The following is an 11,661-nucleotide window of genomic DNA, read 5'->3' as shown; positions in this document are numbered from 1 at the left end:
GGCCGAATGTGGAAGCCATGATTTTTGCGTTGTCCGGCGGATCGGCGGCCGGAAGAGCCACCCGGGATTTCACCGGGTCCGAGAGAATGGCCAGAGAGTAACGAGGATCGGGATGCGGTGCAACAAGCTCCGCGGCCGTAGGATGGGTACAGCGCAGCGAAACCCATCGCAACAAGCGCTCGAGCGTGTGGTGATGGGTTTCGCTCCGGCGCTACGCGCCTACGCTCTACCCATCCTACGAGCCGGAGCTACGCCGAGCGCTTCAACACCGACACGAAGAACCCATCCGTCCCCGTCTTCCGCGGCGTCATCAGCAGCCCCTCAGGCGACTGATAGACGGCGGCGGCGAAATCATCTGCCTTGTCCCACAGCGCCGACATCACCTGCTCCGGCGGCACGACGGCAAAGCCGGATTGACGGGCTAGGAAGCCCTTCACCTGCTCGCGGTTTTCCTGCGGCAGCACCGAGCACGTGACATAGGCGATCCGCCCACCCGGCTTCACGAACTGCACGGCGCGGTTGAGCACTTCCTGCTGGTCCTTGACGCGCACTTCCAGCGCGCCCGGCCGCATCCGCCATTTGGCATCGGGATTACGGCGCCAGGTGCCGGTGCCCGTGCAAGGCGCGTCGATCAGAACGAGATCGGCGGAGGCCCGGATATCGGCGAGCGGATCTTCATCGCCCTTCGGTGTGCGGACATCCGCATTATGAATGCCGGCGCGCGAGAGGCGCTCGTGGATCGGCGCCAACTGGCGCTTGTCCGCGTCCGTCGCGATCAGGCGCCCCTTGCCCTGCATCATCGCGCCGAGCGCCAGCGTCTTGCCGCCGGCGCCGGCGCAGAGATCGATCACCTGCTCGCCCGGCTTGGCGCCTGAGAACAGCGCCGCAAGCTGCGAGCCCTCGTCCTGCACCTCGATGCCGCCCTTGATGAAATCCTCCTCGGCATGAACGCCGGGATTGCGCGCATCGGCGCCAAGCGCGATGCGCAGGCCGAGCGGCGACCACGGCGTCTCGGTGGCGCCGAGATGTTTCAGCGAAGCCAGCGTCTTCTCGCGCTTGCTCTTGAGCGTGTTGACGCGCAGGTCGAGCGGCGCGCGGCTGGCCATCGCAACGGCTTCGGCGACGCGATCATCGCCGAACACATCGGCGAGCTGGCTATCGAGCCATTCGGGGTAATCGCCGGCGATATGCGCAGGCGCTCCGTCAGCAGTGCGCGAGGCCAGCGCCTTGCGCTCCGCATCGCTCAGCGGCGCCGGCGCGAAGCGGCTGCCGTCGCACATGGCATCGATCTCGGCGACGTCCATGCCGCGCTCGAGCTTGAGCATGCCGAGCACGCGTGCGCGCGAGGTCTCGTCCTCCATCACCCAGGCGCTGGATGCGCGTCGGCGCAGCACGTCCCAGACGAGGCCGGCAATGCCCGCCCGATCACCCGAGCCCGCGAAGCGATGCGCGGTGCCCCACTCCTTCAATGCCTTGGCGGCGGGAATGCGCTGGGTGTCGATGGCGTCGATGACCTCGATGGCAGCAGTCAGGCGGGCGGCGGGCGTCATTGGCGGTCTTTCGGCAAGCTTACAGTCCAAAGAATCGGCGCCGCCCCAAGGCTCACAGCAGGAGCAGCATCCGCAGCGCGAAGTAGAACCACATGGCCAGCAATACAAGCGCGCTGGCGATCCAGGCCTGCGATCCCCTGTTGGCGGCAAAGAAACCGGCGCCCACAAAGCGGGCCACCACGAACACCCAGGACAGGCAGACCAGCGCCAGATCGATCTTTCGCAGCGGCAGGCCGAGGGCGATCAGCGCATAGAACAAAAGATCGAGCTGTGGAGCGGTATTCGGCAGCTCGCGGGCGTCATTGCGCCCGACACCGCCACTGCGCAAGCCCGTGACGAAGAACATGCCCAGAGTAAACGCCACCAGCACGAAGACCGGCAACAGAACCATTTGAACAGACATTAGAAATCCCCTCAGCCCGCCCTGGCCAAGTCCGGCCACGGCTTCCGGGGAACCCAACGGCGCTGTGGTCTGGTAAGTTCCCCGAAGCCATCCGGCTGACATCTAACAGGACTAACCTTCCGGCTCACGGAGTGCCCTGCATGACCGCATTTCGCCTGATCCAGATCACGGACTGCCATCTCAGCCCGCGTTTTCCGCAGTTCACCGAGAATTTCCAGCGCGTCAGCGACTATATCAGCGCCGCCCGGCCTGATCTGGTGATCAATACCGGCGACCTCGCCTTCGACGGCCCCGGACATCCGGACGAGCTGGCCTTCGCGCGTTCGCTGCATGATGCCCTGCCCGTCGCCTGCCGCTATCTGCCGGGCAATCACGACATCGGCGACAATCCGACTCGCGTCGCGCCGCCGCCGGCCGACCTGGTCTCCGAACCGAACCGGCAGGCCTTTCTCGCCGCCTTCGGTCATGACCGCTGGCGCTTCGATGCGGCCGGCTGGAGTTTTGTCGGCCTCAACTCACTGATCATGAACAGCGGGCTCGCCTGCGAGGACGAGCAGTTCGACTGGCTTGCCGAGCAGCTCTCCAGCCTCGGCGGGCGACCACTGGCACTGTTCGTCCACAAGCCGCTGTATCAGAACGCCCCCGACGATCCCGAGCTGGCAGCGACGTCGATCCGCTTCACGCCGATGCCTGCGCGCGCCCGTCTCACCGAGATGCTGGGCCATGTCGATCTCAGGCTGGTGGCCTGCGGCCACGTCCATCAGCGCCGCGACTACACTTGGCGCAACATCCGACACATCTGGTCGCCGTCGAGCAGTTTTGTCATTCGCTCGGATGAAAGGCAGTCACTAGTCGGCGTCAAGGAAGTCGGGCTGGTGGAGTACCGTTTCCAGCCCGACGGTTTTGAAGTGCGCCACAGCCGCGCGCCCGGCCAAAACGACATCGATCTGTTCGAATTGATCGATGAGAATGGCGAGCCGCGCACGCCGTAGCTGTAGGATGGGTTGAGCGGAGCGATACCCATCACAACAGACACCGAGCTTGCGGTGATGGGTATCGCTCCGGCGCTTCGCGCCTGTGCTCAACCCATCCTACGCATTCACGCCTTGTCCGGCCCGACGCGCACCAGCTGCTTACCAAAGTTCTGGCCCTTCAGCAGGCCCATGAAGGCCGTGGGCGCGCTGTCCAGCCCTTCGGTGACATACTCCTTGTACTTCACCTTGCCCTCACGCACCCACTGCCCCATGTCGCGCAGGAAATCGCCATGCATGGAGGCGAAATCGCGGACGATGAAACCACGGAAATTGAGCCGCTTGGTCAGCACATTGCGCATCATCGCGCCGGCCCATTTCGGGGCCGTCGAAGCCGTATCGTTGTACTGCGCGATCAGGCCGCAGACGGGAATGCGAGCGAAGAAGTTGAGCAGCGGAAATACAGCCTCGAACACCTCGCCGCCGACATTCTCGAAATACACATCGATCCCATTCGGACACGCCTCTTTCAGCTTGGCCGCAAAGTTGGGATCGCGGTGATCGATACAGGCATCGAAGCCGAGCTCTTCCACCACATAGCGGCACTTGTCGGCGCCGCCGGCAATGCCGATCGCCTTGGCGCCCTTGATCTTCGCGATCTGGCCGACTGCTGAACCCACCGCGCCCGAGGCAGCAGCGACCACCACCGTCTCACCCGGCTGCGGATTGCCGATCGCCAGCAAACCTGTGTAAGCGGTCATGCCCGGCATGCCGAGAATGCCGACGGCAGTGGAGATCGGCGCCAGTTTCGGATCGATCTTGCGCAGGCCCTTGCCGTCGGAAATGGAATGCGTCTGCCAGCCGGAATGTGACAGCACGATATCGCCGGCGGCAAAGCCCGGATTGTTCGAGGCGACCACCTCGCACACGGTGCCGCCTTCCATCACGCCATCCACCGGCACCGGCGCTGCATAGGACGGGCCGTCATTCATGCGGCCGCGCATATAGGGATCGAGCGAAAGCCAGATCGTGCGCAGCAGCACCTCGCCCTCGCCGGGCTTCGGCACGGCAAAGTCCTCGATGCGGAAATTCGACGGACCGGGTTCGCCGTGCGGGCGTGATGCGAGAACGACGCGCTTGGCCGATGCGGACATGGATGTTTCCTCCTGCTTCTTGTTGTGATGAACGCCGGACGCAAAAACGCGGCACGCGATGATCGCGCGCCGCGTTCGATCCGTAAACCCGCTTATTTACTGGAGCATGATCTGGTCCGAAAACCGGAAGCCACTTTTCGGGATCATGCTCGACATCAGGCCGCGATCTTGGCCAGCACGGCATCAAATGCCGCAGCCGCGCTGTCGAGATCCTTGAAGGACAAGCCACCATCCGCCGACTGCTTCTGCGCCGGGGTCGCGGTCGGGCGGATTTCCGCTACCGGCTTGCCGCCGTCGAGCATGGTCAGCGGGGCGATCACCTGAAACTCATGGGTCTCGAGCGGCTGGTCCTTGAGCAGGAAGATGCTGAGCGAGACGATGTCCTTGCCGCGGCGATAGGAAATGTAGCGATCCACGGCGACCGAGCCGTCACGCTGCATGCCGCCGAGTTTTGCGGAGCCCTTGGAATCCAGCAGCTTGTGGGCCTTGAAACCCTTCACGCCTTCGGACTTCGCCTTCGCAGTGGCTTCCGACAGGTCGTATTTCTCGGCCAGCGTCTTGCCGACGGCAGCGATCTGGTCGGCCATGTCGTGTTCGAACTGCTTGGCCTCGCTGCGCGGCTGGCCGATGCGGCGCGGCTTGTCGGCATTGCGCTTGGCCAGTTCGGCCGTGCAGAGTTCGGCCAGAGCGGCGACGTCGCGCTTCAGGGCGTTCTCGCGCAGGTTCTTGATCTGCGGGGTTTCGAGAGCCGCAACGCGCTCTTCGGTCCATTCGATGGCCATGGAAATCTCCAATGTGCTTGGCACTAATGCGGGGCGAGCGGTACCGCGTTAGGCGGCACCGGAACAGGTCTCATCGCGCGCAAGCCATCGGCCGCACGCGTATGAGGCGAATACGCGTGCTTTCTGGACCATCCATGCGGCCCAATTTAGGCAGGAAAAGCTGAGCTTTTCCCGCGAGTTCCCTCAGCGGCCGCCGGGGTAGTTCGGGCTTTCGCGGGTGATGGTCACGTCATGGACGTGGCTTTCCCGCAGGCCGGCGCTGGTGATACGGACGAATTGGGCCTTCTCGGAGAATTCGCCCAGCGTCTTGGCGCCGACATAGCCCATGGCTGCGCGCAGGCCGCCGGCGAGCTGGTGGACCACATTGCCCACCGGGCCCTTATAGGCCACCTGCCCCTCGATGCCTTCCGGCACCAGCTTCAGGGTGTCCTTGATGTCCTGCTGGAAGTAGCGGTCGGCCGAGCCACGGGCCATGGCGCCCACCGAGCCCATGCCGCGATAGGCCTTGTAGGAACGGCCCTGCCACAGAAACACTTCGCCGGGGGTCTCGTCGGTGCCCGCCAGCAGCGAGCCGACCATGGCGATATCGGCGCCGGCGGCGAGCGCCTTGGCGAGGTCGCCCGAGAACTTGATGCCGCCATCGGCGATGACCGGGATGTCGGCCTTCTTGGCGGCTTCCACCGCATCCATGATGGCGGTGAGCTGCGGCACGCCGACGCCGGCAACGATGCGCGTGGTGCAGATCGACCCCGGACCGATACCGACCTTCACGGCGTCGGCGCCCGCATCGATCAGTGCCTGGGTCGCTTCGGTGGTGGCGACATTGCCGGCGATGACCTGCACGGCATTGGAGATACGCTTGATGCGATTGACCGCTTCGAGCACGCGGGTCGAATGGCCATGGGCGGTATCGACCACCACGATGTCCACACCGGCATCGATCAGGCGCTCGGTACGCTCATAGCCGCCGTCACCGACGGTGGTCGCAGCGGCGACGCGCAGACGGCCTTGGGCGTCCTTGCTGGCCAGCGGATGGGCGACGGCCTTGTCCATGTCCTTGACGGTGATCAGGCCGACGCAGCGATACTGGTCGTCGACCACCAGCAGCTTCTCGATGCGATGCTTGTGCAGCATACGCTTGGCTTCGTCCTGGCTGACGCCCTGACGCACCGTCACGAGATTCTCGTGGGTCATCAGTTCGGAGATCTTCTGGTCCGGATTGGTGGCGAAGCGGACGTCGCGATTGGTGAGGATGCCGACCAGCTTGCCGGGCGTGTTCGGTGCAGCGCCGGTGACCACGGGAATGCCGGAGAAGCCATGCTCGTTCATCAGCGCGAGGGCTTCGGAGAGTTTTGCATCGGGGCCGATGGTGAGCGGATTCACCACCATGCCGCTCTCATACTTCTTCACCTGGCGAACCTGCGCGGCCTGCCCTTCCGGATCGAAATTGCGATGGATGACGCCGAGGCCACCGGCCTGCGCCATGGCGATCGCCATCTTGGCTTCGGTGACCGTGTCCATGGCCGAGGCCATGATCGGGATGTTCAGCAGCACGCTGCGGGTCGCGCGCGAGCGGATATCGGCGTCGGACGGCAGGATGTCCGACAGGCCGGGCTTCAGCAGCACGTCGTCGAAGGTGAATGCTTCGGTAATCTTGGGGGCGACTGCCATTGCCAACTCCGTATCAAGCGGCCGGGTGCCGCGCGTGGGACCGAGGATGCACCAAAGAGGCGGCGGTGCATCACCGTCGCCGACTCTTGACCCTCAACATAGGATTGGCGGTGGTCGATAGCATGCTGCCCTGCGGAATCAAAGTGTTTGGCAGCCATGCACAGGGATTTTTAGGCGGTGGTATCGCGCGGCCCTTCCCGGGCAGCGAACTTCACGGGACCGTCATCAAACGGGCCGCTGCCCGAGATTGGCCGGCTCCGGGACATGATGTTAAAGCGCCCGGACAAATCCAGAAAGAATCGACAAGAATTCGCACCATCCAGCCGGGATCACTTCGCCGCATGATGTCCAAGGAACGTTTGATCCCGCTGATCGTCGCCGCCGCGCTCTTCATGGAGAACATGGACTCCACGGTGATCGCGACCTCGCTGCCGGCCATCGCCGCGGATATCGGCACCAGCCCGCTGACGCTGAAGCTGGCGATCACCTCTTACCTGCTCTCCCTCGCCGTCTTCATCCCCGCCTCTGGCTGGACCGCCGACAGGTTCGGCGCGCGCACCGTATTCTCCGTCGCGATCGGCGTGTTCATGGTCGGCTCGATCGGCTGTGCATTGTCGCAAACGGTGACGCATTTCGTCATCGCGCGCATCATCCAGGGCCTCGGCGGCGCGATGATGACGCCGGTGGGACGTCTTGTGCTGGTGCGCTCCATCGACAAGGCCGGGCTCGTCAATGCGATGGCGTGGATGTCCATCCCTGCCCTCATCGGCCCGGTGATCGGGCCGCCGCTTGGCGGCTTCATCACCACCTATGCGTCGTGGCACTGGATCTTCCTGATCAATATCCCGATCGGCTTTCTCGGCATCTATCTGGCGCAGCGCCATATCGATCCGATCAAATCGGACAATCCCGAGCGCTTCGATCTGCTCGGCCTCGTGCTGGCCGGTGTCGGCCTCGCCGGCATTGCCTTCGGGCTCTCCGTCGCCGGTCTCAACCTGCTACCGTGGGAAATCATCACCGCGCTGCCGGTGATCGGTACCGTCTCGATGACGCTTTATCTCATCCACGCCAGGCGCACGTCGTCGCCGGTGCTCGATTTCTCGCTGATGCGCTATGCGACGCTGCGTGCGGCCATCATCGGCGGCTTCCTGTTCCGGCTCGGCATCGGCGCACTGCCCTTCCTGCTGCCACTGATGATGCAGATCGGTTTCGGACTGTCGCCATTCCAGTCGGGCATGGTCACCTTCGGCTCGGCGGTCGGCGCCATGGGCATGAAGACGCTGGCGACACGCATCATCCGCGCCTTCGGCTTCCGCAATGTCATGACGGTGAACGCGCTGGTCAGCTCGGTCTTTCTCGCCGTCTGCGCGTTGTTCACGATCTCGACGCCGCTGACCCTGATCCTGCTGATCCTGCTGGTCGGCGGCTTCTTTCGCTCGCTCGAATTCACCGCCATCAACACGGTCGCATTCGCGGAGGTCGAGCCGGCACAGCTCAGCCGCGCGACCACGCTCACGGCAGTGGCGCAGCAGCTCTCGATTTCCGCAGGTGTCGCCATCGGCGCGTTCAGCGTGGAAAGCACGATGGTCTGGCGCGGCATGACCGAGCTCTCAGCCGGAGATTTTGCGCCGGCGTTTGTCGTGGTGTCGCTGATATCAGCCACCTCGGCCTGGTTCTTCTGGCAGATGCCTGCCGATGCCGGCGCGGAAATCTCGGGCCGCAAGGCCGTCGAGATCGCCAGCCGCAAGGGCGAGAAGAAAGGCGCCGAGCACGCCGCGGCAAAGGCCGCGAGCGAGACGACTGAGGATACGCGGGATCAGAGGTTGGGGTAAAACACATTGCTCCCATAATGGGAGCATGGTAGTCTGGAGATATGAGGGTCATCGCCCGCCGCACCTTGCTCAGGTTCGTCGCCTCACTTGCTGGCCACAAGGATCATCCAGCGGTCAAGGCCGCGCTTGATGCCTGGTTTGACGAAGTCAGCAAGGCCGAGTGGAAGACGACCGCCGACGTCAAGCGGCGTTATGTGAGCGCAAGCATCGTCACTGCAGAACGGATCGTCTTCAACATCAAGGGTAACGACTATCGTCTCGTTGTTGCCGCCGACTTCGACAAGGCCATTGTCTGGATCAAATGGCTCGGTACCCACAAAGCCTATGACAAGATCGACGTGACCAAGGTGCAGCATGACAAATGAGCTGAAGCCGATCCGAAGCGAGATTGATCATGAAGCGGCGATGGCCGAGGTCGAGCGACTTTGGGGCGCCGAGAGCGGAACGCAGGAAGGTGACCGGCTCGACCTGCTGGTCACATTGATCGATGCCTACGAAAACCGCGCCTATCCGATTGATGCACCTGATCCGATCGACGCCATTCAGTTTCGGATGGAGCAGCTCGGTTTGACGCGCAAGGATCTCGAACCGCTGATCGGCACGCGCGCACGTGTCGCGGAAGTCATGAACCGCAAACGCGGACTGTCCATCGACATGATCCGTCGCTTGCATAAAGAGCTCGGCATTTCAGCCGATGTCCTGATCCGCCCGACGCGGGATGAAGAAGCTGCCTAGTCCTGAGCCTCGTCAGCACCGCCCGGCGTTCCGCGAAACCCCATCGCCAGCACATAGCGCTCGGACGAATCCTTGCGGCTCGATGCCGGCTTCACGTGTTTCACCGTCGCGAAGTCACGCTTGAGCTGGGCCATCAGGGCTGCATCGGCGCCGCTCTGGAACACTTTGGCGATGAAGGTGCCGCCGGGCTTCAGCACGTCGGCGGCGAAGGCGGCAGCGTCCTCGACCAGGCCGACGATGCGGAGCTGGTCGGTCTTGCGATGACCGGTGGTGTTCGCGGCCATGTCGGACATCACCACATCGGCGAGCCCGCCCATCATCTCCTTCAGCTTGTCGGGCGCATCGTTTTCGAGGAAATCCATCTGCGCGAAGGTGACGCCGACGATCTCGGGCATCTCCAGGAGGTCGATGGCGATCACCTGCCCGCGACCTTCGGCCGAGCCGACGCGCCGGGCTGCGATCTGGCTCCAGCCGCCCGGTGCAGCGCCGAGATCGACGACGGAGGCACCCGGCTTCAGGAAGCGGTGCTTGTCGTCCATCTCGATGATCTTGTAGGCCGCGCGCGAGCGCAGGCCGTCTTTCTTGGCCTGCTGCACATAGGGATCGTTGAGCTGCCGCTCGAGCCAGAGCTTTGACGACAGTTTCAGCCTGCCGGCACTCTTGACCTGGACGCGCATGCGGCCGGTGCTGTCTTTTGCCATCGGTAAATGCTTGCTTTCGGGTTCGGCGCGTCTCTTAGCACGCCTCGCCGCAAAAGCCGAACGGCCTCAGGACGTCCGGATCACGCCGTCCTCGCGCATCATTTCCACCAGCATCCCCTCGCGCAGCCCGCGATCGGCGACGCGCAGGCGCGGCAGCGGGAACACGGCACGGATGGCGTCGAGAATGGCGCAGCCGCACAGGACCAGATCGGCGCGGTCCGGGCCGATGCACTGGTTCGCCGCGCGCTCGGCATAGCTCAGGCCCATCAGCTTGGCGATGGTGGTGTCAAGCTCGGCATTGTCGAGCCAGATGCCGTCGATGCGGCGACGGTCATAGCGCTGCAGGCCCTGATGGATGCCGGCCAGCGTCGTCACCGTGCCCGAGGTGCCGAGCAGGTGCATGCCGTCGAGATCGACGCCGTGCTCGGCGGCGAAAGGCGCGACGTGCTGGGCGACTTCGGCGATCATCAGGTCGTAGGAATCACGCGTCACGTTCTTGCCGCCGAATTTTTCGGCCAGCGTGACGACACCGAGCGGGATCGACATCCAGGCCTTGATCAGCGGGCGGCCGTTGGGATCGGCGACATCGCGCTCGATGCGGACCAGTTCGGACGAACCGCCGCCGATATCGAACAGGATCGCGCCCTTGCCTTTCGGATCGATCAGCGGCGAGCAGCCGATCACGGCGAGACCGGCTTCGGTCTCGCGATCAATGATCTCCAGCGTGATGCCTGTCGCCGCGGCGACGCGGCTGAGGAATTCATCGGAGTTCGATGCCGCGCGGCAGGCCTCGGTGGCGATCAGGCGCAGCCGCGTGGCGTCACGCGCGCGGATCTTGTCGCGGCAGATCGAGAGCGCCGAAATCGCACGATTGATCGCGGCATCGGAGATCACACCCGATGTCGAGACGCCCTCGCCGAGCCTGATGATCCGCGAAAACGAATCGATCACGCGAAAACTGTCGCCGGTGGGAGCGGCGATCAGCAGGCGGCAATTATTGGTGCCGAGATCAAGCGCGGCATAGACGGCCGGATTGACCGCATCGCTTGCGCGCGCAGCCACCACAGCCCCTCGCTCCGATCCCTGCACGTCGATCGGCTCCGGCGAAGCACGGAGCCGCGTGGTGTCATCCATTAAATCGGTCTTTCCGCGGCTTTTCGCCGACATGGAAACCATTCTCACGGAAACTTTAGCAGGGCACGGGAATGGCGCAACCACCGCACCGGCGCCATGCCCAATCGGACGTTGTGACGCGGTGTCAGGCGTCCTATTTCAGGGCATCGCCCGGGACCGTAAGTCCGGGGAGTTTTGACAGCCAGATGGACGTCCCCATGCAGGATTTTACCGGCTCCCGTAACAATTCCATTGCGATGCAAAAATACGGGGTCGGCCAGCCCGTTCGGCGAAAAGAGGATGACACGCTGGTGCGCGGCCAGGGCCGCTATACCGACGATCTGCACCTGCCCGGCCAGCTTCATGCCTGGGTCGTCCGCAGCCCGCATGCCCATGGCGTGATCCGCAAGATCGAGACCGAGACTGCGAAGGCGATGCCCGGCGTGCGCGGCATCTGGACCGGCGCCGATATTGCGGAGGCCGATTACAAGCCTTTTACCGTCGGCATCCCGATGAAGAACCGCGATGGCTCGCCGCTGCTGCAGACCAATCGCCAGGCGCTGATGACCGACCGCGTGCGCTATGTCGGCGATCCCGTCGCCTTCGTCGTTGCCGAGACGCTGGCACAGGCACGCGATGCCGGCGAAGCGATCGAGCTCGATATCGAGCCACTGCCGGCCGTGACTTCGGCAGAAGACGCGACCAGACCCGGCGCGCCGCAGCTCTATGAGCACATCCCGAACAATGTC

General features: G+C 64.0%; 12 protein-coding genes and 1 other annotated feature. Of the genes, 5 read left to right on the top strand and 7 right to left on the bottom strand.

Going from position 1 to position 11,661, the window contains the following annotated elements:
• Nucleotides 1–27 precede the first annotated feature (27 nt).
• Nucleotides 28–83, bottom strand: a sequence feature (sul1 is cis-regulatory element that is thought to sense ions involved in sulfur or methionine metabolism; They are found in Alphaproteobacteria).
• A 165-nt stretch (nucleotides 84–248) separates the two neighbouring features.
• Both ACIQ17_RS24530 and ACIQ17_RS24525 read right to left on the bottom strand, forming a co-directional pair.
• Complete coding sequence (locus ACIQ17_RS24530) at nucleotides 249–1,550, bottom strand: RsmB/NOP family class I SAM-dependent RNA methyltransferase (protein ID WP_398471853.1); 1,302 nt, start codon at nucleotides 1,548–1,550, stop codon at nucleotides 249–251.
• Nucleotides 1,551–1,602: 52 nt separating this feature from the next.
• Nucleotides 1,603–1,953 carry a hypothetical protein gene (locus tag ACIQ17_RS24525; protein WP_398471851.1) on the bottom strand — a complete coding sequence of 117 codons (351 nt, stop codon included), beginning with the start codon at nucleotides 1,951–1,953 and terminating at the stop codon, nucleotides 1,603–1,605.
• A gap of 140 nt (nucleotides 1,954–2,093) precedes the next feature.
• On the opposite strand from ACIQ17_RS24525, the gene ACIQ17_RS24520 reads away from it, so the two are divergent.
• Entirely contained in the window at nucleotides 2,094–2,945 is an 852-nt protein-coding gene (locus tag ACIQ17_RS24520) for a metallophosphoesterase family protein (RefSeq protein WP_398471849.1), read from the top strand.
• Between the two features lie 107 nt (nucleotides 2,946–3,052).
• Here ACIQ17_RS24520 and ACIQ17_RS24515 read toward each other — a convergent pair whose 3' ends face one another.
• The 3 genes from ACIQ17_RS24515 to guaB form a co-directional block, all read right to left on the bottom strand.
• Complete coding sequence (locus ACIQ17_RS24515) at nucleotides 3,053–4,078, bottom strand: NADP-dependent oxidoreductase (protein WP_398471848.1); 1,026 nt, start codon at nucleotides 4,076–4,078, stop codon at nucleotides 3,053–3,055.
• A gap of 155 nt (nucleotides 4,079–4,233) precedes the next feature.
• The gene (locus ACIQ17_RS24510; protein ID WP_398471846.1) at nucleotides 4,234–4,860 is read right to left on the bottom strand and encodes a hypothetical protein; all 627 of its coding nucleotides are present in this window, start codon (nucleotides 4,858–4,860) and stop codon (nucleotides 4,234–4,236) included.
• 183 nt (nucleotides 4,861–5,043) lie between these two features.
• Nucleotides 5,044–6,531, bottom strand: a complete 1,488-nt coding sequence (gene guaB, locus ACIQ17_RS24505; protein ID WP_398471844.1) for an IMP dehydrogenase — start codon at nucleotides 6,529–6,531, stop codon at nucleotides 5,044–5,046.
• Nucleotides 6,532–6,872: 341 nt separating this feature from the next.
• On the opposite strand from guaB, the gene ACIQ17_RS24500 reads away from it, so the two are divergent.
• The 3 genes from ACIQ17_RS24500 to ACIQ17_RS24490 are packed head-to-tail and all read left to right on the top strand — an operon-like array spanning nucleotide 6,873 to nucleotide 9,098.
• Nucleotides 6,873–8,363: an MFS transporter gene (locus tag ACIQ17_RS24500; protein WP_398471843.1), complete on the top strand. Its 1,491-nt coding sequence runs from the start codon at nucleotides 6,873–6,875 to the stop codon at nucleotides 8,361–8,363.
• Between the two features lie 41 nt (nucleotides 8,364–8,404).
• The gene (locus ACIQ17_RS24495) at nucleotides 8,405–8,728 is read left to right on the top strand and encodes a type II toxin-antitoxin system HigB family toxin (RefSeq protein ID WP_398471842.1); all 324 of its coding nucleotides are present in this window, start codon (nucleotides 8,405–8,407) and stop codon (nucleotides 8,726–8,728) included.
• Nucleotides 8,718–9,098, top strand: a complete 381-nt coding sequence (locus tag ACIQ17_RS24490) for a type II toxin-antitoxin system HigA family antitoxin (protein ID WP_398471840.1) — start codon at nucleotides 8,718–8,720, stop codon at nucleotides 9,096–9,098. Before ACIQ17_RS24495 ends, ACIQ17_RS24490 begins: the two co-directional genes overlap by 11 nt.
• Here the strand turns inward: ACIQ17_RS24490 and ACIQ17_RS24485 are convergent.
• Complete coding sequence (locus ACIQ17_RS24485; protein WP_398471839.1) at nucleotides 9,095–9,799, bottom strand: RlmE family RNA methyltransferase; 705 nt, start codon at nucleotides 9,797–9,799, stop codon at nucleotides 9,095–9,097. The genes ACIQ17_RS24490 and ACIQ17_RS24485 overlap by 4 nt on opposite strands.
• A gap of 66 nt (nucleotides 9,800–9,865) precedes the next feature.
• The gene (locus ACIQ17_RS24480; protein WP_398471838.1) at nucleotides 9,866–10,933 is read right to left on the bottom strand and encodes a Ppx/GppA phosphatase family protein; all 1,068 of its coding nucleotides are present in this window, start codon (nucleotides 10,931–10,933) and stop codon (nucleotides 9,866–9,868) included.
• A 197-nt stretch (nucleotides 10,934–11,130) separates the two neighbouring features.
• Here ACIQ17_RS24480 and ACIQ17_RS24475 point away from each other — a divergent pair.
• Nucleotides 11,131–11,661, top strand: a 531-nt coding sequence (locus tag ACIQ17_RS24475; protein WP_398471837.1) for a xanthine dehydrogenase family protein molybdopterin-binding subunit, incomplete at its 3' end; no start/stop codon positions are given.

The organism is Tardiphaga sp. (assembly GCF_044340795.1).
In the GTDB taxonomy this organism is placed as follows: Bacteria; Pseudomonadota; Alphaproteobacteria; order Rhizobiales; family Xanthobacteraceae; genus Tardiphaga.
This window is presented reverse-complemented; position numbering and strand designations above follow the sequence as displayed.